Origin of the sequence: Hyphomonas johnsonii MHS-2 (genome assembly GCF_000685275.1) — a bacterium.
Classification (GTDB): domain Bacteria; phylum Pseudomonadota; class Alphaproteobacteria; order Caulobacterales; family Hyphomonadaceae; genus Hyphomonas; species Hyphomonas johnsonii.
In genome coordinates this window covers 38,150-63,287 of sequence record NZ_ARYK01000010.1, presented here as the reverse complement: position 1 = coordinate 63,287, position 25,138 = coordinate 38,150, and the positions used below count along the sequence as shown (strand labels likewise).

Annotated in this window: 25 protein-coding genes; 10 read left to right on the top strand and 15 right to left on the bottom strand. The window is 63.5% G+C overall.

Going from position 1 to position 25,138, the window contains the following annotated elements; all coding sequences use genetic code 11:
- Window positions 1-39: 39 nt before the first annotated feature.
- The gene (gene carA, locus HJO_RS15800; RefSeq protein WP_035618888.1) at window positions 40-1,221 is read left to right on the top strand and encodes a glutamine-hydrolyzing carbamoyl-phosphate synthase small subunit; all 1,182 of its coding nucleotides are present in this window, start codon (window positions 40-42) and stop codon (window positions 1,219-1,221) included.
- A gap of 19 nt (window positions 1,222-1,240) precedes the next feature.
- The gene (locus HJO_RS15795) at window positions 1,241-1,903 is read left to right on the top strand and encodes a 2OG-Fe(II) oxygenase (RefSeq protein WP_035618885.1); all 663 of its coding nucleotides are present in this window, start codon (window positions 1,241-1,243) and stop codon (window positions 1,901-1,903) included.
- Here the strand turns inward: HJO_RS15795 and HJO_RS15790 are convergent.
- From HJO_RS15790 to HJO_RS15775, 4 genes are all read right to left on the bottom strand, one after another.
- Entirely contained in the window at window positions 1,900-2,490 is a 591-nt protein-coding gene (locus HJO_RS15790; RefSeq protein WP_051618706.1) for a TetR/AcrR family transcriptional regulator, read from the bottom strand. The two genes, HJO_RS15795 and HJO_RS15790, sit on opposite strands and share 4 nt — an antisense overlap.
- A 164-nt stretch (window positions 2,491-2,654) precedes the next feature.
- Window positions 2,655-3,731, bottom strand: a complete 1,077-nt coding sequence (locus tag HJO_RS15785) for a radical SAM/SPASM domain-containing protein (RefSeq protein WP_035618882.1) — start codon at window positions 3,729-3,731, stop codon at window positions 2,655-2,657.
- 84 nt (window positions 3,732-3,815) lie between these two features.
- Window positions 3,816-4,244, bottom strand: coding sequence for a DUF2141 domain-containing protein (locus HJO_RS17945; RefSeq protein WP_051618705.1), 429 nt, complete (start codon window positions 4,242-4,244; stop codon window positions 3,816-3,818).
- Between the two features lie 131 nt (window positions 4,245-4,375).
- Entirely contained in the window at window positions 4,376-5,326 is a 951-nt protein-coding gene (locus HJO_RS15775) for a M48 family metallopeptidase (RefSeq protein WP_241764770.1), read from the bottom strand.
- Window positions 5,327-5,445: 119 nt separating this feature from the next.
- Between HJO_RS15775 and HJO_RS15770 the strand changes: the two genes are divergently transcribed.
- The 6 genes from HJO_RS15770 (at window position 5,446) to HJO_RS15745 (ending at window position 12,538) form a co-directional block, all read left to right on the top strand.
- Window positions 5,446-6,180 carry an MBL fold metallo-hydrolase gene (locus HJO_RS15770; RefSeq protein WP_164473944.1) on the top strand — a complete coding sequence of 245 codons (735 nt, stop codon included), beginning with the start codon at window positions 5,446-5,448 and terminating at the stop codon, window positions 6,178-6,180.
- A 104-nt stretch (window positions 6,181-6,284) separates the two neighbouring features.
- Window positions 6,285-6,623, top strand: a complete 339-nt coding sequence (locus HJO_RS15765) for a YMGG-like glycine zipper-containing protein (protein WP_035618878.1) — start codon at window positions 6,285-6,287, stop codon at window positions 6,621-6,623.
- 154 nt (window positions 6,624-6,777) lie between these two features.
- Window positions 6,778-10,056 (top strand): carbamoyl-phosphate synthase large subunit, encoded by a 3,279-nt coding sequence (carB, locus tag HJO_RS15760; protein ID WP_035618876.1) that lies wholly within the window; start codon window positions 6,778-6,780, stop codon window positions 10,054-10,056.
- Window positions 10,057-10,124: 68 nt separating this feature from the next.
- Window positions 10,125-10,598 carry a transcription elongation factor GreA gene (greA, locus tag HJO_RS15755; RefSeq protein ID WP_035618873.1) on the top strand — a complete coding sequence of 158 codons (474 nt, stop codon included), beginning with the start codon at window positions 10,125-10,127 and terminating at the stop codon, window positions 10,596-10,598.
- Entirely contained in the window at window positions 10,599-11,678 is a 1,080-nt protein-coding gene (locus tag HJO_RS15750; RefSeq protein ID WP_035618872.1) for a mitochondrial fission ELM1 family protein, read from the top strand.
- Window positions 11,679-11,695: 17 nt separating this feature from the next.
- Window positions 11,696-12,538, top strand: a complete 843-nt coding sequence (locus HJO_RS15745) for a DMT family transporter (protein ID WP_035618871.1) — start codon at window positions 11,696-11,698, stop codon at window positions 12,536-12,538.
- A gap of 23 nt (window positions 12,539-12,561) precedes the next feature.
- Here HJO_RS15745 and HJO_RS15740 read toward each other — a convergent pair whose 3' ends face one another.
- Window positions 12,562-12,780 carry a hypothetical protein gene (locus tag HJO_RS15740; RefSeq protein WP_035618870.1) on the bottom strand — a complete coding sequence of 73 codons (219 nt, stop codon included), beginning with the start codon at window positions 12,778-12,780 and terminating at the stop codon, window positions 12,562-12,564.
- 297 nt (window positions 12,781-13,077) lie between these two features.
- Between HJO_RS15740 and HJO_RS15735 the strand changes: the two genes are divergently transcribed.
- Entirely contained in the window at window positions 13,078-13,728 is a 651-nt protein-coding gene (locus tag HJO_RS15735; RefSeq protein ID WP_035618869.1) for a hypothetical protein, read from the top strand.
- Between the two features lie 32 nt (window positions 13,729-13,760).
- Here HJO_RS15735 and HJO_RS18555 read toward each other — a convergent pair whose 3' ends face one another.
- Window positions 13,761-15,746, bottom strand: coding sequence for a hypothetical protein (locus tag HJO_RS18555; protein ID WP_035618868.1), 1,986 nt, complete (start codon window positions 15,744-15,746; stop codon window positions 13,761-13,763).
- A 267-nt stretch (window positions 15,747-16,013) separates the two neighbouring features.
- Here HJO_RS18555 and HJO_RS15725 point away from each other — a divergent pair, with 267 nt between their 5' ends.
- On the top strand, window positions 16,014-16,391 hold the full coding sequence (locus HJO_RS15725; protein ID WP_156945774.1) for a hypothetical protein: 378 nt from the start codon (window positions 16,014-16,016) through the stop codon (window positions 16,389-16,391).
- A 69-nt stretch (window positions 16,392-16,460) separates the two neighbouring features.
- Here HJO_RS15725 and mnmA read toward each other — a convergent pair whose 3' ends face one another.
- The 9 genes from mnmA to HJO_RS15680 all read right to left on the bottom strand — a co-directional run bounded on the left by mnmA (window position 16,461) and on the right by HJO_RS15680 (window position 25,064).
- Window positions 16,461-17,645, bottom strand: a complete 1,185-nt coding sequence (gene mnmA, locus HJO_RS15720; protein WP_035618866.1) for a tRNA 2-thiouridine(34) synthase MnmA — start codon at window positions 17,643-17,645, stop codon at window positions 16,461-16,463.
- An 87-nt stretch (window positions 17,646-17,732) separates the two neighbouring features.
- Entirely contained in the window at window positions 17,733-18,518 is a 786-nt protein-coding gene (locus tag HJO_RS15715) for a copper resistance protein B (RefSeq protein WP_035618864.1), read from the bottom strand.
- The gene (locus HJO_RS15710; RefSeq protein WP_035619001.1) at window positions 18,515-20,416 is read right to left on the bottom strand and encodes a copper resistance system multicopper oxidase; all 1,902 of its coding nucleotides are present in this window, start codon (window positions 20,414-20,416) and stop codon (window positions 18,515-18,517) included. The genes HJO_RS15715 and HJO_RS15710 overlap by 4 nt, the downstream gene beginning before the upstream one ends.
- 103 nt (window positions 20,417-20,519) lie before the next feature.
- Complete coding sequence (locus HJO_RS15705) at window positions 20,520-22,175, bottom strand: SulP family inorganic anion transporter (RefSeq protein ID WP_035618863.1); 1,656 nt, start codon at window positions 22,173-22,175, stop codon at window positions 20,520-20,522.
- An 88-nt stretch (window positions 22,176-22,263) separates the two neighbouring features.
- The gene (locus HJO_RS15700) at window positions 22,264-23,106 is read right to left on the bottom strand and encodes a CheR family methyltransferase (RefSeq protein WP_035618998.1); all 843 of its coding nucleotides are present in this window, start codon (window positions 23,104-23,106) and stop codon (window positions 22,264-22,266) included.
- Window positions 23,107-23,176: 70 nt separating this feature from the next.
- Entirely contained in the window at window positions 23,177-23,542 is a 366-nt protein-coding gene (locus HJO_RS15695; RefSeq protein WP_035618861.1) for a response regulator, read from the bottom strand.
- A 100-nt stretch (window positions 23,543-23,642) separates the two neighbouring features.
- Entirely contained in the window at window positions 23,643-24,284 is a 642-nt protein-coding gene (locus HJO_RS15690; RefSeq protein ID WP_035618859.1) for a histidine phosphotransferase family protein, read from the bottom strand.
- Between the two features lie 215 nt (window positions 24,285-24,499).
- Window positions 24,500-24,847 carry a YdbL family probable chaperone protein gene (locus HJO_RS15685; protein ID WP_035618856.1) on the bottom strand — a complete coding sequence of 116 codons (348 nt, stop codon included), beginning with the start codon at window positions 24,845-24,847 and terminating at the stop codon, window positions 24,500-24,502.
- A gap of 19 nt (window positions 24,848-24,866) precedes the next feature.
- On the bottom strand, window positions 24,867-25,064 hold the full coding sequence (locus HJO_RS15680) for a YnbE family lipoprotein (RefSeq protein WP_035618854.1): 198 nt from the start codon (window positions 25,062-25,064) through the stop codon (window positions 24,867-24,869).
- Window positions 25,065-25,138: the final 74 nt, after the last annotated feature.

Genomic DNA, 25,138 nt, shown 5'->3' with positions numbered 1-25,138 from the left:
GGTTAACGACCAGAAAACGGTCCGGCAGCGAAATGACATATGACTAAAGACATTAAAGTTCAAGCACAGTCGCCAGCGACGGGAGCAGTGGCCCTGGCGGACGGTACGGTGTTCCTCGGGACGGGTGCAGGCGCAGTCGGCACCCATGTCGGTGAATTGTGTTTCAATACAGCGATTACCGGCTACCAGGAGATCCTGACCGATCCGTCCTACGCCTCACAACTGGTCCTGTTCACGTTTCCGCACATCGGAAACGTAGGCACCAATGCAGAAGACCACGAGGAATCGTCAGTGCCTGCCGCCACGGCGGCACGCGGCGCAATCTTTCGCGAACCGATCACCGCACCGTCCAGCTGGCGGTCGACCAACCATTTCGATGCCTGGCTGAAGGCACGCGGGATTATCGGCCTGTCAGGGGTCGACACGCGCGCGATCACTCGCCTGATACGCGAACGCGGCATGCCCAAGGCCGCCATCTGCCATGCTCCCGAAGGCGGGATTGATACCGATGCCCTCGTCGAACAGGCACGCGCCTGGGAAGGGCTTGATGACGCCGACCTCGCCGCCGATGTCGATGTTGACGCCGCGTTCGACAATTCCGAACAGCTCTGGGCCGCCGCTACCGGCTATGGCACGCTGGAAACCCCCCGCTTCCACGTCGTCCTGGTCGATTTCGGCGTGAAGAAAAACATCCTGCGCAACCTCGCCAGCATCGGTGCCCGCACCACTGTCGTGAACGGTGACACCAGCGCCAGCACCATCGCCGCGCTCAAGCCCGACGGCGTTGTCCTGGCCAACGGCCCCGGTGACCCGGCCGCCACCGACCAGCGTTCCGGCGAGATGATCCGCGCGCTCATCGCCAGCGGCATTCCGATTCTCGGCATCTGCCTCGGCCACCAGCTGCTCGCCCTCGCCTTTGGCGCGAAGACGATGAAGATGGCGCAGGGCCACCATGGTGCGAACCACCCGGTCAAGGACCTCGCGACCGGCAAGGTCGAGATCGTGTCCATGAACCACGGCTTCACCGTCGACCCGGCGACCCTGCCGGAAGGCGTGAACGAGAGCCACCGCTCCCTGTTCGACGGCACCAATTCCGGCCTCAGTGTTGCCGGCAAGCCGATCATTTCCGTGCAGCACCATCCCGAGGCATCGCCCGGCCCGCAGGACAGCTTCTACCTGTTCGCCCGCTTTGCCGACCTGATGGACGCGCATCGTGGCTGATCCGGCCGCCTGAGCCTCGATGCACATCGCAGTCCCGCTTCCCGGCGACAACCGGCTCGGTGCCATCGCCGGCGACCTCGCCGCGCGTGGCTGGAGCTGGCAGCCCCGCCTGTTGCCGGATGACCTGACCGCCGCCCTGCGCGCAGAGGTCCTGCTGCGCGACGCCGAACAGGACCTCGACCCGGCCGGAATCGGCCGCGAGGACGCCTTCCAGCTGGACCGGTCCGTGCGGCGCACCCGGATCGCGTGGATGGACGGATCAAGCGCCGCCCAGCGGGCTTTCCTGGCCTGGGCCGAACCGGTGCGCGAAAGCCTGAACCGCGCGCTGCTGATCGGCATGTTCGAATTCGAGGCCTGCTATGTGGTCTACCCGGAGGGTGGCTTCTATGACCGCCACCTCGACAGTTTTGCAGGCGCCCGCAACAGGGTGCTGTCTCTGGTCGTCTATCTCAATGAGGCGTGGCAACCGGAAACGGGCGGCGCGCTGGCGATCTGGCCCGAGGGGGCCGATCCGGCGGCCCCGCCCGTCGCCCACATCATGCCGGAGGCCGGCGGCGCCGTCTTCATGCTGTCGGAAACCGTGCCGCATGCAGTGGACGTCACCCACGCCCGGCGGTTTGCCATCGCCGGCTGGTGGCGCGTCAACCAGTCCGGCGACACGCGCATCGATCCACTGACCTAGCGGAGCCCGCGCAGCAATTCCTCGAACGCTTCGAACAGGCTGTCCGCGGTGATGCCGGGATCGTTGCGGGTCAGGGCAAAGCCGGCCCCGTTCAGGGCGTTCAGCAGCATGATCGAAAGCGCCACCACGTTCCGTTCCTTGATCAGCCCCTTGCGGGCCAGATGCCGCACGCCGCCCTCGACATTGCTGCGGCCCAGACGGTCGTCGCGTTCCTGCCACCGTTCCAGCCCCATCACCGCGCGGCCATCCACCAGTGCGATCCGCTGGTATTCCTCTTTCGATGCCCATTTGAAATAGACGCGGGTCCCGGCGAGGAACGCCGCATAGGGGTCGCTCGGCGACCGTCCGGCCTCGGCCGCCGCGCGGGTTTCAGCGTCCATTTCAAGCTGGATGGTGTTCCAGACTTCAAGGAAGAGCGATTCCTTGCTGGCAAAATGGTGGAACAGGGCGCCCTTGGTCGCGCCGGCATCTGCAACAATTTTCGCAATCGATGTGGCCGCGTAGCCCTCGGTCGCGAACAGGTGTCTCGCCGCCGCGATTATCGCGCGGCGAGTTTCCTCGGCTTGCTCTTGGGTCCGCTTTGCCATTTTCCAGATTTCGGTTGTTTAATTTACATACCAGTGGTATGTAAAACTTGCAATCGGATGACTTTGATCCGCACAATTGAAGCGTCTTTTTCAAGAGCTAGGCAGGCTGGGTGGGACTGGCACGCGATGCAAGAGGGACGGGACACGGCCGCGCCGGCACCTTTTCAGGTCGCCGGCGCGGTCAATTTTGCCGCTGCCAGGCGTTCGGCCCGCAGCGCACGCAGTTCAGCCCCCAGATGCGCCTCGAAATAATGGTCGCAGCCAAGGCACATGTTCGCCACCTCGCGCCCCTTGCCATCCGTGGCGACCGAATTTGCCCGGAAGTCTTCGCGGCTCCAGCCTGAAGCCTCGCCCATCCGTTCGGGATCACCATCATTCAGGGCCTGGATCGCCGGCAATGCAGCAACGCTGTTGAGGATGTCTTCCAGTCGTTCTTCGGCCAGCGATCCCAGCGGCGCCTTGGTCTTCAGGCAGCACGGATAGATCGACCCGTCCGGCTCGATGGCGATCTCGCTGCCAGCCTCATGCATTTTGAGGAAGTTCCGCCCACCCGACCAGCGGGCGCAGAAATTCGTTTCGTAGCCGGCATTGCTCAGGCCGTTTGCCCAGGCCCGTCCCCGTGGCCACAGCTCGCCGATCCAGAGATCTTCCTGGGCGCCGAAGAACAGGAAGGTCGGGCCGTCTGCAGGCGGTCGTGCCGCCGGGTCCGGCGATTTCAGCTTGTCGCTCTTTGCCCCGCCAATCGACACTTCGTGCACGCCGCGGCTCGCCATCAGCGCGCGGATCTTCTCCATGAACCGGAACTTCCGCTCGCCTTTCATGCCAACATGGTAATCGTCGATCGAGGCTATCGCGATCGACGTGATGCCACGCGCCAGCACCGCGTCGAGGATGTCGGGCGTCAGGATGTCGCCAGTGGCCTGCATGGCAAGGCGTGGGCCCTTGTCGCCCCAGCGTGCGCGGATGGCATCAAGTGCCGGATAGAACAGTTCCTCGCGTACCCCGTCGATCAGCAGTTCGCCGCCCGCCAGGATCAGGCTGGTCCGCTCGCGCTGCCCCGTGTCCCGGTTCGCCCAGGTCATGTCGTCCGGCAGGTTGGCAATGACGCGCTCATAGGCGCGCTGGCCCTCGGCCACGACCTCTGTCAGGGCGCCGCGCACATAGGGGCGGAACCGATCGTCATAACAGTGTGCGCACTTGCGATGGCAGGCCCAGGTCAGGACCCAGTAGATGGATTGCATGAAAATCTCCTGCCCGGCGGGCGCTGGACAGGAGACTATGAGGGCGTTCAGGCCGCGTCGAGCGCGGTCACGCGGAGTTGAGCATTACTTGATCGGATAGATCAGGGTTTCGGAGACGCTGACGCCACCCGCAGGCACGTCAACACTGACGTCGGCAAAGGTCGGCTCACCGCGCAGGTTCGCCCCGTTGATCATCGCCCAGCCATCGATCGGCCGGCCCGATTCGGCGCGATCGAATACACCGTTGCCATTGTCATCGTGCCAGGCAGACACGCTGTAGCGGCCCTCCGGCACATCGAACGTGAAGGTTTGCGAGCCGGCGGCAGGCGCATCAACGATTTCGCCCGCAATGCCACCGTCCTTCATGAACTGGGCTTCGGTCTGGACGCCGATATAGAGCTTGCCGCCCCGGGCTTCGACGCCGTCGAGGGTGAAGGTCAGGGGCGCGGCCTGCGCCGCGAGCGGCGAGAGGCCGACCAGGGCAGCGGATGCGGCGGTTTTGAAACAGGGCATGTCACGAACTCCTTTCGTCTAGAGACAGAGTACTTTGTAAATCAAAGTTAATGCATCTGTCAACAAATGACTTTGCGTTTCAAAGCTGATGACTCCCGTCCCGCCGCAACTGCGCCCGAGCGCGCCTTTCGCTAGTTCAACGGCCCGCAGCGCCGCTCATATTCGGCGATGGCGTCCGGCATCCATTTGCGGAAATTCTCGACGCGCGTTTCCGAGGCCGGGTGGGTCGACATCCATTCCGGTGGCGCCTGGCCCTCGTTCAGCTTGCCCATCCGCTGCCACAGCTCCGGTGCCTGGCGCGGGTCGTAACAGGCGCGCACCAGCAGATCGAGACCGATCTTGTCGGCCTCGCTTTCATGCTCGCGTGAAAACGCCAGCATGCCGCCCTGCGCCGCTATGCCGAAGGCCTGCATGATTGCGCGCTGCTGCCCGACGCTCATGTCGCCGAGACCCGCCCCCACCGCGATCTGGCCCATCTGCATGACCTTCTGCTGGCTCATCCGCTCGGCGCCGTGATGGGCCAGCGCATGGCCGATCTCGTGGCCCATGACGACCGCCAGCATGGCCGGATCGGACAGGTCGTCCAGCGTCACCTGGCCGTCCTGGTTGCCGGTAATGTCGAGGATGCCGGTATAGATCGCCACATAACCGCCCGGCAGGCAGAAGGCATTCGGCGTCTCGGAATTGACGACATAATACGTCCAGTCGAACTGTTCGGCGACCGGTGTGAAGGCAAAGCCCGACTCGCGCAGCTCCGATTCCAGTTGCACGGCCGCGACCTGCAGGCGCGCGCCAATCGCACGGACGTCATTCGTCAGCGCCAGTTCCGCCCCGGCGCACCCGCCCTCGGACGCACACAGCACCGCGTGCCCCTGCTGCTGTTCCTGGCTGAGGATCTGGACATAGGATTGCTGGCCAAGCTTGACCTCCTCCTGCAGCGAGATCGTGTTCAGCTGCTTGCGGCCGGAAAACGGCACTTCGCTCTGGTTCATCTGCCAGTAGATGAAGAGGCCGGCGAGCCCGATCAGGATGATGATGAATCGCCCGCCCAGCAGGCCACTGCCGCGACGTCTCTGTGGCATCCGCATGGTGTGCTGTCTCCCCGACCAATCGCGCTTTGCCACTGATAACCGACCTGCCCGGTCCCGGAAAGCATGCTCGGCGCTTCACGAACAGCTCTTGCGACGCTATCTCTGCAAACATGACCCTGACCGAACAGAAGCCGAAACTCGAAATCCGGATCATTCCGGTGACCCCGCTGCAGCAGAACACGTCCATGATCTGGTCGACCGAGACCATGGAAGGCGTGTTCATTGATCCGGGCGGCGAGGTCGACCGGCTGATGGCTGCGGCCGAACAGTTCGGCGTGAAGATCGTCGCCGTCTGGCTGACTCATGGCCACCTCGACCATGCCGGCGCCGCCACCGCCGTGTCCGAACGCACCGGTTGCCCGATCATCGGCCCGCACGAGGACGACCAGTGGCTGCTCGACGAGCTGGAAGCACAGGGCGCCAAATACGGCATAACCGACGGCCGCAACGTGAAACCCGACCGTTACCTGCACGATGGCGACGAACTGGAGCTTGCCGGCCTGAAGTTCGGTGTCGCGCACTGCCCGGGCCACACGCCCGGCCATGTCGTGATCTACAACAAGGAAGGCGCGCTCGCCTTTGTCGGCGACGTCCTGTTCCAGGGCTCGATCGGACGGACAGACTTTCCGCGCGGCAACCACCAGCAGCTGATCGACTCGATCACCGGCAAGCTGTGGCCGCTCGGCAACGAGATGCGGTTCGTTCCCGGCCACGGGCCGATCTCGACCTTCGGTCACGAGCGCCAGACCAATCCCTTCGTCTCGGATGCCAATACGGGCTACCAGGGCGCAGCCCGGGAAGACTCCGACGCCGTGACGCAGAAGCTTGCCAAGCGCTGGACCTGACACGACAGGCCAGCCGCGCCGCCTGACAGTCGTGTAATCTCCGCCGTGGAACCGCTCCCGGTCACTGGACGTTCGTCCACCGTGATCAAAACAAGGAGCACACGATGACAACCTACATGAAGCTTTTCGCCGCCGGTGCGAGCGCTCTGGTCCTTGCCGCCTGCACATCCAGCGGCACGACAGAACGCAACGCCGCCTATGGCGCCGCCGCAGGTGCTGTCGCAGGTGCCGTGATCGGCAACAATACCGGCAGCGGCGACGCTGGCCAGGGCGCAGCCGTCGGCGCCGTCCTCGGTGGCGCAGCCGGTGCAGCCAAGGGCTGTACGGAAGCCGAAGACTGCGACATGCCCGGCATCAAGGACCAGGAAGATGAGCGCGACTCGGATGGTGACGGCTATGCCAACGCCTATGACCGCTACCCCTATGATTCACGCCGCTGGTAGGCGCTGACTGCAAAGCGACCGCAAATCGCCCGGGCAAAGCCCCGCATCCGACAACCGGGTGCGGGGCTTTTCTCACCACTGCGGCCCTTTATCCTTGCCCTCGTACCCGACTCCCCGCTATCACGCACCCGTTTGACCGGAGAGTGACACGACCATGCCGAAGCGCACCGATATCAAGTCGATTCTCGTCATCGGTGCCGGTCCGATCATCATCGGCCAGGCCTGCGAATTCGACTATTCCGGCGTGCAGGCGGTCAAGGCCCTGAAGTCCGAAGGCTATCGCGTCATTCTCGTCAATTCGAACCCGGCGACGATCATGACCGATCCGGACCTTGCCGACGCGACCTATATCGAGCCGATCACCCCGGAAATCGTCGAGAAGATCATCGAGGCCGAAAAGCCGGATGCCCTGCTGCCCACGATGGGCGGCCAGACCGCGCTCAACTGCGCGCTGGACCTTCATTATGCCGGTATCCTCGAAAAGCACGGCGTCGAGCTGATCGGCGCCAAGGCCGAAGCCATCGAGATGGCCGAGGACCGCAAGCTGTTCCGCGAGGCCATGGACCGGATCGGCCTGGAAAATCCGCGCGCCGCGATCATCGCCTCCCCGGAAATCCGCGGACCGGACGGCAGGATCAAGGGGTATGACCGCCTTTCGGGCCTCAAGGCCGCGATGGACGCGATCGAGACCGTCGGCCTGCCCGCCATCATCCGCCCCGCCTACACGCTCGGCGGCACCGGCGGCGGCATTGCCTACAATGTCGAGGAATACGAGGAAATCTGCCGCTCCGGCCTCGCCGCCTCGCCCAGTGCCCAGATCCTGATCGACGAAAGCCTGCTCGGCTGGAAGGAATACGAGATGGAAGTCGTCCGCGACACCGCGGACAATTGCATCATCATCTGCTCGATCGAGAATATCGACCCGATGGGCGTGCATACGGGTGACTCCATCACCGTCGCCCCGGCCCTGACGCTGACCGACAAGGAATACCAGGTCATGCGCAACGCCTCGATCGCGGTGCTGCGCGAGATCGGCGTCGAGACCGGCGGCTCGAACGTGCAGTTCGCGGTCAACCCGAAGGATGGCCGCCTGATCGTCATCGAGATGAACCCGCGCGTGTCGCGTTCGTCGGCGCTCGCCTCCAAGGCCACCGGCTTCCCGATCGCCAAGATCGCCGCCAAGCTTGCCGTCGGCTACACGCTCGACGAACTCGACAATGACATCACGGGCGTCACCCCCGCCTCGTTCGAGCCCACCATCGACTATGTCGTCACCAAGATCCCGCGCTTCGCCTTCGAAAAGTACAAGGGCGCCGACCCCATCCTCACCACGGCGATGAAATCGGTTGGCGAGGCGATGGCCATCGGCCGCAATTTCAAGGAAAGCCTGCAAAAGGCGCTCTGCTCGCTCGAGACGGGCCTTGCCGGGCTCGACGACCTGCCCTTCGAAACCGAAGCGGCCCTGCGCCAGGCCCTGTCCGTGCCGACGCCTGACCGTATCCGCATCGTCGCCCAGGCCTTCCGGCAGGGCATGAGCGTGGAAGACGTCCACGCCATCACCGCGATTGATCCGTGGTTCCTCCGCCAGATTGCGGAAATCATCATGACCGAGACGGCCATCCTCGCCGATGGCCTGCCCAAGGATGCCTTCGGCATGACGGAGCTGAAAGCGATGGGCTTCTCGGACCAGCGTCTCGGCCAGCTGGTCGGCCAGGGCGAAAGCTGGGTCCGCGGCTACCGCCACTCGCTCGGCGTGCGCCCCGTCTACAAGCGCATCGACACCTGCGCCGCAGAGTTCGCCGCCAAGACGCCCTATCTCTATTCCACCTATGAACACCCGATGTTCGGCAGCGACACGCCGGAGTGTGAGGCCATGCCCTCGGGCCGCGACAAGGCGATCATCCTGGGCGGTGGCCCGAACCGGATCGGCCAGGGCATCGAGTTCGACTATTGCTGCTGTCACGCCGCCTACGCGATGGAAGACCTCGGCATCGAGTCCATCATGGTCAACTGCAATCCGGAAACCGTCTCGACCGACTATGACACGTCCGACCGGCTCTATTTCGAACCGTTGACCGACGAACATGTCCTCGAGATCATCCACAAGGAACAGTCCGTCGGTACGCTGAAGGGCATGATCGTCCAGTTCGGTGGCCAGACGCCGCTCAAGCTCGCCGGCACGCTGCATCGGGAGAATATCCCCATCCTCGGCACCAGCCCGGAATCCATCGACCTCGCCGAAGACCGCGAACAGTTCGCTGCCCTGCTCGACGAGCTGAAGATCCGCCAGGCCCCGTCGCGCACCGCGCGCAGCGTGGAAGAGGCCGAAGTGAAGGCCAACGAGATCGGCTACCCGGTCATGCTGCGGCCATCCTTCGTGCTCGGCGGGCGCGCGATGCAGATCGCCCGCGATGACGCAGACCTGCGCGAGTTCGCCGCCGAGGCCCTGAAAGTCTCAGGCGACGCGTCGCTGTTCATCGACCGCTATCTCTCCGACGCCATCGAAGTCGATGTCGACGCCATCTGCGACGGCACCAATGTCCACGTCGCGGGTATCATGGAGCATATCGAGGAAGCCGGCGTCCATTCCGGCGACAGCGCCTGCGCCCTGCCGCCCTACACGCTGTCGGCAGACTTGCAGCGCCGCCTTGCCGAGCAGACCGTGGCCCTCGCCATGGCGCTGCACGTGCGTGGCCTGATCAACATCCAGTTCGCGGTCAAGGACGACGAGATCTATGTCCTCGAAGCCAACCCGCGTGCCAGCCGCACGGTGCCGTTTGTCGCCAAGGCCGTCGGTGCACCGATCGCCGCCATCGCGGCCAAGGTCATGGCGGGCGAAATGCTCACCAGCTTTGACCTGACCAACGCCAACCCGCGCCGTATCGCGGTCAAGGAAGCCGTCTTCCCCTTCGCCCGCTTCCCGGGCGTCGACCCCCAACTCGGCCCGGAAATGCGTTCGACCGGCGAAGTCATGGGCTGGGACGACGATTTCGGCATGGCCTTCCTGAAATCCCAGCTCGGCGTCGGTGTACGCCTGCCCGAAAGCGGCAAGGTCTTCATCTCGGTCCGCGACGCCGACAAGAAGGGCGTGGTCGAACCGGCCCGCAATCTCGTCAAATTCGGCTTCACCCTCATCGCCACCAGCGGCACGGCAGCCTTCCTGGAGAGCCAGGGCCTGCCCGTCACCCGCGTCAACAAGGTGCTGGAGGGCCAGCCACACATCGTTGACGCAATGATCAACGGTGACGTGCAAATGATGTTTAATACAACTGAAGGGGCTGCTTCGCTCGCTGACAGCGCCTCGATCCGTCGTACCGCCGTGAACCGCAAGATCCCGTATTTCACAACACTTTCAGCCTCAATTGCCTCTGTTCAGGCGATTGCGAGCCTGAAAACCCGGGAAATCTCGGTTCGCGCCTTGCAATCGGCCTGAACGGGGGCCACTTGACGGCCTCAAATTTTGAGCCAACCTCTTCGCCGCAAATCACGAGGAATATCGACATGGAACGCATTCCCATGACCGCTGAAGGCCATGCTGCGCTTCAGACAGAACTGAAGGCCCTGAAGTCCGTTGAACGCCCGAACATCATCGCGGCGATCTCGGAGGCTCGGGAGCATGGTGACCTGTCTGAAAACGCCGAATACCATGCCGCCAAGGAGAAGCAGAGCTTCATCGAGGGGCGCATCAGCGAGATTGATGACAAGCTCGCCCGCGCCGACGTGATCGACGTCAGCAAGTTTTCCGGCACCAAGATCCGCTTTGGCGCGACCGTGACCATTGTGGACGTCGATACCGAGGAAGAACAGACCTACAAGATCGTCGGCGAGGACGAAGCCTCGGTGAAACTCGGCAAGATCTCGATTACCTCGCCGATCGCCCGTGCCCTGATCGGCAAGGAGGAAGGCGACGAGGCCGAGGTGTCCGCTCCGTCCGGTGCGCGCGCCTACGAGATCTCCAAGGTCGAGTACAAATAAATGAGTGGGGGCGGCCCGCTCGGACCTTCCGTCTGGGCGGTGTCGGATGGCCGCGCAGGCAACGCTGCACAGGTACGTGCGGTGATGCAGGCGCTGGGCGAAACCCGCCGCTGGATGCGCATCGCACATATTGAAGGTGCCGGTCACCGGGCAGACCCGGTAACGCTGACGCCGCGCGCGCCCTTCGTCTGGCTGCCGGCCGATGCCTGGCCCTGGCCCCTGCAATCACTGCCAGCCGCCCAGCGCGCCCTGATTGCACCGCCCTGGCCCACCGTCTGGATTGCCGCCGGTCGCCGGTCTGCCGCCATCACTCGCGCCGTGCGCAAACACTCCGGCGGCAAGACCCTGACCGTGCAGATCCTCGACCCGAAAATCTCGCCGGACAATTTCGACCTGCTGGTCACGCCGGTGCATGACGGCGTCACCGGCGACAATGTCATCCAGACCATCGGGTCGCCTTCCTATTTCGCGCCCGACCTGATCGAGGATGCCGGCCAGGCCTTCGCCGACCTTGCTGACGAGCGCGGCAAGAGCGCGATCATCATCCTCGGCGGCGATTCGAAGACGCACACCTTCTCGCAGGCTGCGGCCGAGCGGCTGGACGCCCAGCTGCGCGAGCTCGCTGGCCTCGGCTGGCGCCTGCGCATCACCACGTCACGCCGCACGCCCCTGCCCGCCATCTCCCGCTTCCGGACCCTGGCCGACCAGGTCGGCGCCCGTTTCTGGGCCGGGCCCGAGGACGGCCCGAATCCCTATCTCGCCTGGCTGACCTTTTCCGACGTTGCGGTCGTCACCGAAGACAGCGCCAACATGCTGTCGGACGTCGCCTGGCATGGCCTGCCGGTGCATATCGCCCGCCTCGAGGGCCGGGCCGACAAGTTCGACCGCCTGCACCAGAGCCTGATCGATCATGGCGCGGCCCGCTGGTTCGACGGCACGCTGGCCACCTGGCCCTACCCGCCCCTGCGCGAGGCCGACCGTGTCGCCGACGCCATCGTCGCAAAGCTGCTGGAGCGTTATCCCCAGCCCGCCATGCCGGCCAGCGGCACCCACGCCGCCCCGCCCGACTGGATGAGCTGACCCTTGGCCCACGGGCGATGAAACTCTTCCTGCTGACCAGTCTGACGATGGTGGCCTTTGCCGCCAACTCGATCCTCAATCGTTTCGCGCTGGCCGATGGCGCCATAGATCCTGCCAGCTTTGCCGCGCTTCGTGTCGCCAGCGGCGCGCTGGTCCTGTGGGGGCTGGTCGCGCTGCGCCGACGCGAATGGACGCTCTGGTCCGCCACACGCCCCGCAGGCGCCATCACGCTCGCCACCTACATGATCGGCTTTTCGTTCGCTTATATCTCGCTCGGCGCTGCGGTCGGTGCGCTCATCCTGTTCGGCGGCGTCCAGGTCGTGATGTTTGCCGGCGCCCTGCTGTCACGCCAGCGCATCGGCAGCCTGCAGGCGCTCGGCGCCGCCATCGCGTTCGGTGGACTGGTCTGGCTGCTCTGGCCGTCCGGCGGCGCGGCCCCCGACCTGCTCGGCGCGGGGCTGATGCTTGCTGCCGCGATCGGGTGGGGCATCTATTCCCTGATCGGACGGGGCAGCACCGATCCGACAGGCGACACGGCAGCGAATTTCATCTTCGCCGTGCCGCTGGCCCTGCTCGCCCTCTGTGTCACCCTTCCGGCACCCCTGACCCCCACGGGCATCGCCCTCGCCGTCACCTCCGGCGTCGTCATGTCCGGCCTTGGCTATGCGCTATGGTACACCGTCCTGCCGCGCCTCAGTTCCGCCACAGCCGCCATTGCCCAGCTCAGCGTGCCGGTCATCGCCGCCCTCGGCGGGATCACCCTGCTCGGCGAGGCCGTCTCGCTCCGCTTCCTGGTTGCGTCCGCCCTCGTGCTGGGCGGAATCGCCATCTCCCTGGTCCGGAAACGCCAGGCACGCTGACGCGCCCGACCGGTGGTACGCCTTCAGAGGGCGCCGCCGATTTCCCGATACAGCTGCAATACCAGTTTTCGCAAATTGAAGACCGCGAACCCCCCGAGTACCAGCGGAATCAGCGCTTCAGGCCGCCCGCCAATCGCCAGCACCAGTCCGGTAGACAGCATCATCAATCCGACGATCGACAGCGCGAATATCCGGATGACTTCCGAAATGCGGCTCAATACTTTTGTCAGGAAATGATACATTGATCTCGCTTGCCTCCGGGGCCGGAACCCTCTGTGTACAGCGCCCATGAAAGCAGAACTCCGTTTAAGTTCTGCTAAGCAGAACGCAAAATCCTGTGATTACGCCCGGCGGCAAGGGAACCAATGGGGCTTCCCGCACCGGCCGCTTGCGCCGCAAATCCAGGCAATGGACATCCAGACGCGCGCGGACAGACGGCAAATTCTTTTCACCGAGTGGCCCGTTTTGAGGCCGCTTGCCGCCTAAGACTATGGAGCCCTCTCGTACATGAGGCGGTCAACACATGAAGGGACATAGCCATGCTGCGATCCTGCCTTGCCACGCTCGCGTTCAGCGTCATCATCACCCAGGCATCCGCACAGGTGCCCGAGGCGATCCAGCCGGGATCAGATTCCTATGTCGTAGATGGTGTTCACCATCTCGCGCCCAATGAAGAAAATTGGGAAGACAGCGTGTGGAACGAGAGAATTTCGTCCAGATTCGTGACGGGCCTTCCCTACGAAAAAGTGTGCATCCAGTATTTTCACAGTTCGAAGGAAAATGGCTACACGGACTTTCCCCGACACCACGTATCGCCGTGGGATGAATGGGTGGGCGCCACGGAGGCAGATCTCGGCCTGATGTTTCACTCAAATTGCATGCCGGTCGAGCAATACCTGGTCGGCACATGGCAGGTAAGCAACGCGAATGGTGAGACACTTACCCATTTCAAGCAAGACGGGCACTTCGACGCCGTCTTCCACCCCGAGGCAGGGGGGACCGAACAGCAGTTTAGCGGAAAGTTTCGCGTATCCGATGAAGATAGCGGCTATTTTCATCTGCTGGCGCGCCTCGATCCGGCGCCGGGGGAAGAGGCCGTGACCATCCTGAACCTCATGCAGATCGATCGAGACGGGCGCCTGCAGAACCTGACCGCGCAGGCAGAAGCCGTTCGCCTGGTGGGGCATTGAAGGCTTAGCGGCGTTTTCCGGCCCGGCTTGGCCTAGTCGCAGAAGCTCGAGCTGCCGCACATGTACTGGCCCGTTTTCCCTTCAAGATAATTCATTCGCGATTCAAATTGGGCATCTGCCAAGGCCGAATTTGCGGTGCTGGCAGCGGAACTGTACCCTTGGGATCCGGACGGTATCGTGACCGGTTTGCCCTGGTATTTGGCTGCCGCGTTCAACATGTTCTGGGCGATGTTCCGCTTGGCGGCCTCCGCGCGCTCGACATTGGCGCGGTAGTCGATCAGGCGGGCATGCGCATCCAGCACTGCTGTCTCCTCGGCGGTGGCGAACTGCCTGGCGATCTCGATGTCAGCGAGGCCGACGCCCGCGCCCGGACCGGCGGCGATCGAACGCATGACCGTCTGGTAGACATCGCGCTGTGTGAGCTGGCGCCGTGCAGTCTGCATCGCCAGCGCGTAATTGCCGGCGGCCAGCGCCTGATCGTATTCGATGCGGGCCTGGGCCTGCCGGGCTGCGGAGTCGGCGGCCAATTTCGCCAGGCTGGCCTGGCGATCGCGCGCCTGCTTGTCCTTGAACGCCTGGTAATCGGCGTTTATTTTGTCACTGCGGGCGCGCTGGGCGGCGAGATCCGCTTCCCACCACGCCATGGCGGCGGCTTCACTGGCTTCAGGCGCCGGCGTGACCGTTTCAAACAGGCCGTAGCGACCGCCGACCTTGTAGCGATAGACCTCGAAAGTCCCATCGGTCCGGGTTGCCACGATCGGTTCGACGGCTGCGTAGGACCGGAACGTGATGTGGTGCTTCGGGTCAGGGACGTTGAGGTCATGGATGGATTTGAAATCAGCGGCATTGGACGTGGTGGCGATCTCGAGGAAGGTGGGGATTACGCGGCTCCTCTCCCCGAGTACGTCCTTGTTCCCACTCTCGGACACCAGGGCCATAGCGACCTGTTGGTCATCCGTCTCCCAGACCGCGACAAACTTGTAGAGTAGATCGCACGACGGCCTGCCGTAGACGCAGATGGGTAGGTCGGCAGCGTAGGGTGAGGGATCCGGCGTTTCGGGCTGGTAGAGTTGCGCGAGTTGGGCGGCAGGCAGCGGTTCGATTTTTGACGTGAGCGTACCGGCCAGCGGACGAATGCCGATCAGGCTGTCGGGCTTGGCGATGACGTCGGCGCCGCGCACCGGCCAGAACAGGCGGCGCGCATGATCGATCTCGAACAGCATGTAATTCCGGTTCAGCCCATAGGCTGCCATGATCAGGGGTTTCATCGGCGGCGTCAGGGCGGTGGCGCCCGTTGCGTCAAAGACCTGATCGAAGATCTTTCCGTTTGCATCCAGCCGGTGAACCAGAAGCGACCCGTCATCCATGATTTCCACGGACGCGCGGCCTTTTGGCAGCTGCGCGTCGGCAATCACCCGGTCGATTGACACGGCACCGGGCCGGTTGGCCTCGTCCAGCATGCGCACGCTGATCGTGCCATCGGCGGCCTTGTCGTACAGGTAGGGGATATTCGGGACTTCCGTCACGACAAGCCTGAGCGCGAACCCGACGTTTCCACGACCGATGAGCGTGGTCTTGCCGGCCAGCGTGTCAATCATGTAGGCGTCCTGCGATCCGCTCAACCGTCCGTATGCCACGTCTGCAGTCGTCATCCCGAGATCGGCCCATTCCGGTTCGATCAGCCAGCTTGTCTCAAACCGTTTCGACGTGTTCTTCGTCACATAGCTGACGCCATAGACCAGTTCCCCGGTTTTCCGGTCACGGAAGACGCGCTTGGTGAAGCTGGTGGTATCGCCGATGCCGGGATTGTCAGTGATCCTGCAACAGAAGCGTTCGACCGCGGATTTCAACCTCTGCGACTTGCAGCCCAGGGCGTCATGGTGTGATTCGCATTCCCCCGGTGGGGCCACTTCGAGATTGCGGGGAACCTTGGCGTGTTTTTCGGAACGCTCGGCTTCGGCGGGGCCGCCTGCAGCAAACAGGCAAAAGACGGCAACAAGCAAGGCGAAACGGGTCATTTCAGACTCCACATTGGAGGAACGATCATTCAGACCTAGACCGCGCCGTGGTATTCTCAAACCTCCAAAATCAAGCCCGTGAGAGTTTGACGTTTGGCAGGAATGACACGCTCCGGACGTTTGCCACCTAAGGGAGCGAAGCGCGGGTTCCGGGATGATACGGTCGCCTGGGAGAGATGAGTCTCTTCCTGACCAGGAGGCGGCATTTGTGTGGGGACAGATCGTCTCTTATCCGCCCCCTCCGGCACCCGGCCTATAATGGCACCGATGCCACCCTTCTCCCTCCTCGTGCCCATGCCCGGCCTGCCCTGGTACCTGCTGCCGCTCTGGCCGCTGATCTTCTGGCGCATCCAGCGCCTGAAGGCATGGTTCAGGGCGACCGGTCATCCCGGCGCGCAGATGCTCTGGGGCGTGATGTGGAACGGGCGCGTCGTGCTCATCCGTCTGTCTGACGACATGTCCGTGCAGCGTTCGTGCAGGTATCGTGCACCTGTATCGGACCGCCTGGGGCTTGCCCTCACAGACACCCAGCCCCGGTGCCCCGGGTGCACGCCGGGGACCGTCTCGGTGTGGCTCGGGCACGCTTCAGGCGATCCCGGCCTGCGCCGGGCGTACGGTCTCGCAGGCGCTGTCCCCGACACCTGACCTGACATCCCGATCCGAAAACCGGCCCCCACCCTCAAGCGCCCTCGCAGGCGTCGCAGGTGCAGCCGCCTAGGCGGCCACCACGCGCTGGTCGGCCGGGATCGTCCGCAGGATGAACCCGCCGCCGAAAATCCGCGTGCCGTCTTCGGGATCATACAGGACCGCCGCCTGGCCGCGCGCCACGCCTTCTTCCGGCTGGTCGAACCAGATCACCGGGATGTCGCCCTGCCAGCCGAGCCGCGCCGGTACCGGCGGCTGCGTCGAGCGCACGCGCACCAGCACGGGCGCACCGGCATCGGCTGCAGATTCAAGGCTTCCGGCGCCCAGCCAGTTCAGCTCTTCGAGCAACAGGCCCGATGTCATCAGCGCCTCGCGCGGCCCGACAATCACCCGCCGTGTCGGCGCGTCGATCTTGACCACGAACAGGGGTTCGCCCACGGCCACGTTCAGGCCGCGCCGCTGGCCGATCGTGTAGTGAATGACGCCTGCGTGCTGGCCAAGGACCCTCCCGTCAAGGTGCACGATATCGCCCCCGCGCCCGGATCCGGGGCGGATTTTCTCGACCACTTTGGCGTAGGAACCGTCCGGCACGAAGCAGATATCCTGGCTGTCCGGCTTGGCCGCGACCGGCAGGTTGAACTTATCCGCCAGCTCCCGCACCTGCGTCTTCGGCAGGCCGCCGAGCGGGAAGCGGATATAGGCCAGCTGTTCCCGCGTCGTGGCGAACAGGAAGTATGACTGGTCACGGCTCGCGTCGGCTGCGCGGTGAAGCTCCGGCCCGTCCTTGCCCTCGGTCCGGCGGATATAGTGCCCCGTCGCCAGGCAATCGGCGCCCAGCTCCTTCGCGGTGCGAAGCAGGTCCGAGAACTTGACAGTCTGGTTGCAGCGGATGCACGGAATCGGCGTCGACCCGGCCAGGTAGGTGTCGGCGAAATCTTCCATCACCTGCTCGCGGAAGCGGCTTTCATAATCCAGCACATAGTGCGGAATGCCGATCTGGTCGGCGACGTTGCGGGCATCATGGATATCCTGGCCCGCGCAGCAGGAGCCCTTCTTCTCGACGGCAGCGCCGTGGTCATAGAGCTGCAGCGTGATGCCGATCACGTCATAGCCTTCGGCCTTCAGCATCGCGGCCACGACCGAGCTGTCGACCCCGCCCGACATGGCGGCGACAACCCGCGTATCAGCGGGGCTTTTTGCAAAACCGAGGGAGTTCACGCCGCCTGTCCAGGCAGCGGTTTCTGTATGTGTCATGTCTTACTCCAACCGGGTTCAAGGCCCGGAGCAGCTTCAGGAAACCGCGATATAGCGCGGGACAAGACAAATTGCGAGAGGCAGGCTTCAGAACCAGGTTCGCACGCCTGCCACGAAGGCGGTACGATCCGTCTCCTCGCCTGCCGCCTCGAGATAGTCTGCCGTGCCGCCGAAACTGCCCTGCCATTCGACGCCGATATAGGGCGCAAACTCGCGGACGAATTCATAGCGCAGACGCAGGCCTGCATCGAGGCTGGTCAGGCCCGACCCGGTCTCAAGGTCCGGAATGTCCTGCGCGGCGAATTCGGCCTCCACGCGCGGCTGCAGGATCAGGCGCTGTGTCAGGCGGACCTCGTATTCCGTCTCGATCCGCGCGGTCAGGTCGCCTTCGCTGCTGAGGAAAGCGGCCGCATCCACCTCGAACCAATAGGGCGCAAGGCCCTGAAGCCCGAGCACGGCATGCGTGCGGCCTTTGGGCTCGAGGTCATAGCGGATGCCGCCCTGCAGGTCGAAATAGGGCGAGATCGCATGCGACCAGAGGGCCTGGACTTCAGCGTCTTCCACGGCGTCGGTCTCCAGCGAGTAAGTGCCCTCGCTCTTCAGCCACAGCTTGTCCACATCGCCGCCATACCAGCCGTTGCCGTCCCAGACGAGCGCGTCGCCGGCATCCGATGATTGCAGTTCCAGCCGGTCTGCCATGACAGAAACCTGACGCATCGCGCCATGGTGCATCAGCATTGCCTTGCGCACCGCCGCCATCTCGTCGGCGTCATGATAGGCGTCGGCCATTGACCACGGTGGGCCGGTCTCCTCGGCGACGACTGGAAATGAGACCAGGCCGGCGAGCGCGAACAGGGCAATCGAACGGATCATCGCTTCATGTCCTCCTCGTCCATCTCGCCATGGTTCATCGCCGAGTGATCCATCGTGGAATGATCCATCATCTCGTGCCCCTGATGGGTGTCCAGCGGGGCGGCCGCTGGCGACGGCATCACCGTGACGACCTGCATCATCCCGGCGGCCATGTGGAAAAGCAGGTGGCAGTGGAAGGCCCAGTCGCCGACATGATCGGCGGAAATATCCACGGAGAGTCTCTCCGCCGGCTTTACGATCACGGTATGCTTGCGCGGCAGGTGGCCGCTGGCCTCCGCACCGGGAATGACGAGATCGAAGAACATGCCGTGCAGGTGGATCGGATGCGGCATCATCGTGTCGTTGATCAGGGTCAGGCGCACACGCTCGCCTTCATGGAACTGGATCGCTTTCGTCACCTCGGAGAACTTCACGCCGTCGAACGACCACATATAGCGTTCCATGTTGCTGGTCAGGTGTACGACGATCTCGCGGCCCGGCGCACGGGTGTCCGGGTTCGGGTCCAGGCTGCGCAGCTGGCTGTAGGTCAAGGTGCGGTGGCCGACATCGGCGAGGCCTATGCCGGGTTCATCCAGGCGGCTCATCGGCATGGCAGCAAGATTGGCAACGCCGGGCCCGGTCTCGATGGCCGCTTCCATCGACACCATCTGGACGGCCGGGCCTTGCGGGTCCGGCATCGCGTGGCCCATCGCGGCGTGGTCCATCTTGCTGTGGTCCATGGCGGCGGGCGCGGTGGCGGCTGGCATCTCTGCGTCCATGGCCATGGATCCATGCCCCATGGCCGCATGATCCATCCCCATGTCCATCATGGTCAGCGTCGGCACGGGCCGTAGCGCCGGGATGACGGCCCGCATGCCCGGACGCGGCCCCAGCGTCGCGACAACCTGCCCCGACCGGTCAATCGATTCCGCGACGAAGGCGAAGGCCTCCGCTGCCTGCGGCGTGACAATCACGTCATAGGTCTCGGCGACGCCGATCTGGAATTCGTCGACTTCCAGCGGCTGCACGTGCAGGCCATCAGCCTGGACAATCGTCATCGGCAGGCTCGGCAGGCGCACATTGAACAGAGTCATCGCCGACGCATTGATGATCCTCAGGCGCACGCGCTCGCCCGGCGTGAACACCATGTTGAAATTGTCCGCCGTCGACCGGCCATTGACCAGGTAGGTGTAGGTCGGCGCGCCGACATCCGCGAGGTCGCGCGGCGACATGCGCATGGCGCCCCACATGGCCCGGTCGTCCAGCGCGGCGCCCAGTCCCTGCTTTTCCGCGTCGCGCAGGAAATCGCCGACCGTCCGCTGCTGGAAGTTCTGGCTGTCGGAATGCTTCTTCAGCTTCGCAAACAGCCGGTCCGGGTCACCGAAGGTCCAGTCACCCAGGACAAGGACGTATTCCCTGTCATACCCGACCGGGTCAGCGCCCTTCGGATCGATGATGATCGGCCCGTAATGACCCACCTGTTCCTGCAGGCCGGAATGGGAGTGATACCAATAGGTGCCATTCTGCGGGACGGCGTATTTGTAGCTGAACGTCTGGCCCGGCCGGATGCCGGGGAAGGACACGCCCGGCACACCGTCCATCTGGAACGGCACCAGCAGGCCATGCCAGTGGATGGATGTGTCGGTCTCCAGCGTGTTGGTGACATTCAGCGTCACCTCCTCGCCTTCGCGGAAGCGCAGCAGCGGCGCAGGAACGGAGCCGTTGACGCCGATGGCCTCGCTTGCGCGGCCGTTTATGCGGACGGGGAACTTTCCAACCGTCAGGTCGAACCGGTTGCCCTGCAGCGCGGGGATGCCGAGATTCCCCTCGCTGGCCGACCGTGCCCAGGCCGGTATGCCGGCGCCCGCTGCGGCGAGGCCGGTGGCGGCGTAGCGAAGGAAGCGGCGTCGGTTGAACATATGGGCATCCTCGCGCAACAGGGACAGAATCACACCCTTGTAGCGGAGATATGGCTATTTGTAACTATACCCCAAGGGGGTATTTCATCACTTGCGCAGTGATTTAATGCGCACCGCCGAAAACGCCGATGCGGACATTGTAGTCGGCCGCCAGCGCATAGTCGGGATCATCATCCATATCGACGATCAGCTGGCCGGCGCGCTTCAACAGCTTGTGGCAGTCACGGGACAGGTGGCGCAGGCGAAGTGTCTTGCCATGGGCGGCATAGCGGGCGGCCAGGTCTTCGATGGCCTGCAGGGCAGACTGGTCGACCACGCGGCTGCGCCTGAAGTCCACGATTACCACGTCGGGGTCGGTCTCCGGGTGGAACAGTTCGGCAAAGCCGTCGGTCGAACCGAAGAAAAGCGGGCCTTCGATCTCGTACACATGCGCACCGGGTTCCCGGATACTGTCGCGCTCGATCACATGGATGCGGCGGGCATTGTTCCAGGCATAGGCCAGTGCCGACACGATCACGCCGACGACAACCGCCGTGGCGAGGTCATAGGCGACGGTCACACCCGTCACCAGCACGATCACGAACGCATCCATCAGCGGGATACGCGTCATGATGCGCAGGCTCTGCCAGGCGAAGGTGCCGATCACGACCATGAACATGACGCCAACCAGGGCCGCCAGCGGAATGCGCTCGATCAGGCTGGACCCGACAAGGATGAAGGCGAGCAGGAACAGCGCGGCCGACACACCCGAAAGGCGTGTGCGCCCGCCGGATTTCACATTGATCATGGACTGTCCGATCATCGCGCAACCACCCATGCCGCCGAAGAATCCCGTCACCACATTCGCCGTGCCCTGCGCCAGGCATTCCTGCGAGGCACCACCGCGCTTGCCGGTGATCTCGCCGACCAGGTTGAGTGTCAGCAGGCTCTCGATCAGGCCGATCGCGGCCAGGATCAGCGCGTAGGGAAAGATGATCCTCAGTGTCTCGAACGTCATCGGCACGGTGGGGACAGCGAAGGGCGGCAGGCCACCCTTGACCGATGCCAGATCGCCCACCGTCGGCACGTTCAGGCCGAAGCCGATGACAATGCCGGCGACGATCCCGATGCCCGCCAGCGGGGCGGGAATGATCTTGGTCAGCTTCGGCATGCCCCAGATGATCGCCATGGTCAGCGCCGTAAGGCCCAGCATGATGGCAAGCGGCGCGCCGTTCATCCATTCGCCGCCGGCAAAGCCGTGGCCGCTGGCCTCTGCCGTGCCGGGCACCTTGAACTGGCTGAGCTGGGCGAGGAAAATGACAATGGCAAGGCCGTTCACGAAGCCCAGCATCACCGGGTGCGGCACAAGGCGCATGAACTTGCCCAGCTTGAAGACGCCGGCGAGCAATTGCAAGAGGCCCATCAGAACGACGGTCGCAAACAGGTATTGCGGCCCCATGCCCTCGGCAATCCGTGGATCGTGCACCAGGCCGACCATCACGACGGCAAGGGCGCCGGTCGCGCCGGAAATCATGCCCGGCCGCCCGCCGAACAGGGCCGTGATCAACCCGACAATGAACGCGGCATAGAGACCGGACAGCGGAGTCACACCGGCAACGAAGGCAAAGGCAACCGCTTCGGGAATCAGCGCGAGGGCGACGGTGAAACCCGCCAGCAACTCGGTCTTCACACGCATCGGCGTCATGGCAGAGAGGCCATTCCCGGCCCAATCGGCAGCAGAAATCCGGTCGGCAAATGCCGCAAGAGTCGATTTTACCATGGTTGGGGTCTGCCTGTATCAATCAGCCATAAAAGGTTCGGCCCCTCTTACAGGCGTCTTGCGACAAGGCAATGTCAGGGCTGTTGTCTCAGGCAGCAGAAGCGGCCGCATTGGCCGTTCCCGCAGCCACCCACGCGCCGCGGAAGTCACGGGCGGGTTCCAGCTTGTCGGTCAGGCCGATCAGGCCTTCACCCTGGCCGAGCAGGATCATGCCGCCGGGCACCAACTGGGCCGCAAGATTTTCGATCACCCGCGTCTTCGCCGGGCGGGCCATGCCGGAAAGCACATTGCGGCAGACGATGACGTCGAACTTGCCAAGACCGGCTGCGCTTTCCAGCAGGTTGTGCTGGCGGAAGCTGACCCGCGCCTTGAGCGCTTCGGAGACTTCCCACTGGCCTGTCTCGAGGCGGGTGAAATGCTTGGTGAGGCGGTGGATCGAGAGCCCCTTCTGCACCTCGTAATGGCCGTAACAGCCGATACGCGCCCTTTCGCTCGAGACCTTGCAGATATCCGTCGACAGGACTTCGATCTTGGCCCCGCGCAGGGCTGCGGGCAGCTCGTCCTCCAGCTCGATGGCCAGCGAATAGGCCTCCTGGCCTGTTGAGCCGCCGGCAAACCAGATTTTCAGACGCCCGGTGTTCGAGGCCTTCAACCGTTGCGGCAGGACATCCTCGACGATCCGTTTCAGGGTGTCGCGCTCGCGGAAGAAACTTGTATCCTTGGACACCAGTGCGGCGGCGACTTCTGCAGCAAAAACAGGGTTTGCGCGCGATTTCAGGCAATGGACAAGGTCGTCCATCGACCCGAATCCCTCGCGCCGTGCGATCGCTGCAAGCCGCGCCTCTATCAGGTACGCCTTGGATTTCGGAATCGCCTGACCTGACCCTTTCAGGGCCAGGTCCGCCAATTCATTGAAAACCGCATCCTGCATGTCCCACTCCGGTTTCAGGCGTTCCAACCCGCAATCGTTACCAATATCGGTGTCTTTGTTAAGAAATGCTTCAAACCAGCCCTACTTCTGCAAATTTGCTTTCCAGAATATCCGCGTCGAACGGCTTCATGATGAACTCGTCCGCCCCTGACCGGATGGCCTCGCTGATATGTTCAGCGTCATTCTCGATGGAACAGAACACGACAAGCGGCTTCTTGCCGCCTTCTTCGCGGCGCAGTGCCCGCAGGAAATCCAGGCCGTTCATGACCGGCATGTTCCAGTCCAGCAGCACGGCATCCGGCATTTCGGTGCGGCATGCCGTTAGCGCCTCTGCCCCGTCACCGGCCTCGGTGACATTGAACTTGAGATCCTGGATGATGCGTGCGGCCACTTTGCGCACGACACGTGAGTCGTCGACGATCAGGCAAGTTTTCATGGTCCCGCTCCCGCTAGGATTTCGTTAAGTCAGGTTAATTCCTGCCCGAGGAGCGTTAAGAAAATACTGCTGGGCGGAAAGAAACCTTCCCTGTCTGGTATCAGCCTTCGGCGCGAATGTGCGTCGCCATGATGATGGCAACATCTTCGCCCTGCTTGGCCGTGATCTCGCCACCAAGATTATCACAAATCATCTTCGCGAACAGCGGTTGAATATTCTCGGGCTTCCAGCCGTCCTCAGGCTCGATCCCCTGAACGGACCGTGCCGCTTCATCCTTCATCTTGACCCGCTCGCCGCGACTGCTGACCGTCATGGTCATTCCGGCCGCTTCATTGCGGACCTTGGCAATGATCACGCCGCCGCGCGGCAGCGTGTCCACAGCCATCATGATCAGGTTCATCAGAAGGCGCGCATGCGAGAAGCTGAGATGGTCGGTGGTAATATCCCACTCGATCGTGGGTTTCAGGCCATGGAGGTAGTTTTCCGTGATCTTCTTGAATTCGTGCATGTCGGCCGTGCCTGCCTGCAGGCCGAGCGAGCCATAGGCATAGCGCAGGAACTGGATCGTCGAGGCGGCCTTCCTGGCGCTGGAGCGCAACAGCTCTTCGAACTGCGCGTCCATATCCGAGTCACCGGGCTCGTCGAGCATTTCCAGCGCACTGGTCACGCCCGATACGGGGGAGACGAGGTCGTGGCAGATGCGCGACGAGATAAAGGCCGAGAGGCGTGCAGGATCGATCATGGGAAGGTCCAGCCGGTGTTGCAAAATGACTTGGGTGCAAAATCGAGGGCGTCGGCGTCCGTGTCAATCAAACAGACGTGAAAGTCTTCAGGCGCGCTGCGTTGCCAGAAGAAAATCAGCCCCCGCAGCAGGGCTGCGAGGGCTGGGAAATTCATGCCGGCACGAAGGACCGGGCTGTGGATGCCTGATGCGGCAGATGCCAGAGCCTTTGCGGCCTAGTTCTGTTTCCAGCTGCCCGTTTCGTCCATGTAGTATTGGCCGGGGCCCGCCTTCGCGATCTGCTTTTCACCGGTCACACGGGCAACCTGGGCCACGGTCGTGCCGGTTTGCTTCGACAGCTGTTCATACAGCGCGCGGCGTTTGTTGTTTATTTCCTGAACCTTGCGCACGACTGCCGGGTCAGCCGATCCGACAACGCCGAGATAGCCGTCGATACGCTCACCCACTTCGCCGGCAGATATCGCCGCCTCGATCTGGGGGTCTGCCGCGTGGGCCGCCGGTGCGCTGACCACTGCCAGAGAGGCGAACGCGATGGCTAGGAAGACATTCTTGATCATGGTCATTTCATCACTCCTGTCGTCGCTATTGCGGGAACAGATCAGGGTTGTTGTCGATCAGGTTCTCGACTTCCTTGTCCAGCTTGATGTGGACTTCCTGGTCGATCTTGACGTTGAGATTGATTGTAATCGGTTTGTCCGACGGTTCAATGCGGAGCGTGGGCGTGCACGCTGCGGCCAGCGCAACGCATCCGACCAGCAAGAGAGCTTTGGGCGGGGTCATCAACAGGGGACTCCTTTCATTCGAGCGCGAACATGACACGGTTCCGCTTAACGTCAATCGACCGAACCGTTGTA

Bases quoted from the DNA above. Each gene is read 5' to 3' on its own strand.
- carA (WP_035618888.1), top strand. From the start codon at position 40: ATGACTAAAGACATTAAAGTTCAAGCACAGTCGCCAGCGACGGGAGCA.
- HJO_RS15795 (WP_035618885.1), top strand. From the start codon at position 1,241: ATGCACATCGCAGTCCCGCTTCCCGGCGACAACCGGCTCGGTGCCATC.
- HJO_RS15790 (WP_051618706.1), bottom strand. From the start codon at position 2,490: ATGGCAAAGCGGACCCAAGAGCAAGCCGAGGAAACTCGCCGCGCGATA.
- HJO_RS15785 (WP_035618882.1), bottom strand. From the start codon at position 3,731: ATGCAATCCATCTACTGGGTCCTGACCTGGGCCTGCCATCGCAAGTGC.
- HJO_RS17945 (WP_051618705.1), bottom strand. From the start codon at position 4,244: ATGCCCTGTTTCAAAACCGCCGCATCCGCTGCCCTGGTCGGCCTCTCG.
- HJO_RS15775 (WP_241764770.1), bottom strand. From the start codon at position 5,326: ATGCCACAGAGACGTCGCGGCAGTGGCCTGCTGGGCGGGCGATTCATC.
- HJO_RS15770 (WP_164473944.1), top strand. From the start codon at position 5,446: ATGACCCTGACCGAACAGAAGCCGAAACTCGAAATCCGGATCATTCCG.
- HJO_RS15765 (WP_035618878.1), top strand. From the start codon at position 6,285: ATGACAACCTACATGAAGCTTTTCGCCGCCGGTGCGAGCGCTCTGGTC.
- carB (WP_035618876.1), top strand. From the start codon at position 6,778: ATGCCGAAGCGCACCGATATCAAGTCGATTCTCGTCATCGGTGCCGGT.
- greA (WP_035618873.1), top strand. From the start codon at position 10,125: ATGGAACGCATTCCCATGACCGCTGAAGGCCATGCTGCGCTTCAGACA.
- HJO_RS15750 (WP_035618872.1), top strand. From the start codon at position 10,599: ATGAGTGGGGGCGGCCCGCTCGGACCTTCCGTCTGGGCGGTGTCGGAT.
- HJO_RS15745 (WP_035618871.1), top strand. From the start codon at position 11,696: ATGAAACTCTTCCTGCTGACCAGTCTGACGATGGTGGCCTTTGCCGCC.
- HJO_RS15740 (WP_035618870.1), bottom strand. From the start codon at position 12,780: ATGTATCATTTCCTGACAAAAGTATTGAGCCGCATTTCGGAAGTCATC.
- HJO_RS15735 (WP_035618869.1), top strand. From the start codon at position 13,078: ATGCTGCGATCCTGCCTTGCCACGCTCGCGTTCAGCGTCATCATCACC.
- HJO_RS18555 (WP_035618868.1), bottom strand. From the start codon at position 15,746: ATGACCCGTTTCGCCTTGCTTGTTGCCGTCTTTTGCCTGTTTGCTGCA.
- HJO_RS15725 (WP_156945774.1), top strand. From the start codon at position 16,014: ATGCCACCCTTCTCCCTCCTCGTGCCCATGCCCGGCCTGCCCTGGTAC.
- mnmA (WP_035618866.1), bottom strand. From the start codon at position 17,645: ATGACACATACAGAAACCGCTGCCTGGACAGGCGGCGTGAACTCCCTC.
- HJO_RS15715 (WP_035618864.1), bottom strand. From the start codon at position 18,518: ATGATCCGTTCGATTGCCCTGTTCGCGCTCGCCGGCCTGGTCTCATTT.
- HJO_RS15710 (WP_035619001.1), bottom strand. From the start codon at position 20,416: ATGTTCAACCGACGCCGCTTCCTTCGCTACGCCGCCACCGGCCTCGCC.
- HJO_RS15705 (WP_035618863.1), bottom strand. From the start codon at position 22,175: ATGGTAAAATCGACTCTTGCGGCATTTGCCGACCGGATTTCTGCTGCC.
- HJO_RS15700 (WP_035618998.1), bottom strand. From the start codon at position 23,106: ATGCAGGATGCGGTTTTCAATGAATTGGCGGACCTGGCCCTGAAAGGG.
- HJO_RS15695 (WP_035618861.1), bottom strand. From the start codon at position 23,542: ATGAAAACTTGCCTGATCGTCGACGACTCACGTGTCGTGCGCAAAGTG.
- HJO_RS15690 (WP_035618859.1), bottom strand. From the start codon at position 24,284: ATGATCGATCCTGCACGCCTCTCGGCCTTTATCTCGTCGCGCATCTGC.
- HJO_RS15685 (WP_035618856.1), bottom strand. From the start codon at position 24,847: ATGACCATGATCAAGAATGTCTTCCTAGCCATCGCGTTCGCCTCTCTG.
- HJO_RS15680 (WP_035618854.1), bottom strand. From the start codon at position 25,064: ATGACCCCGCCCAAAGCTCTCTTGCTGGTCGGATGCGTTGCGCTGGCC.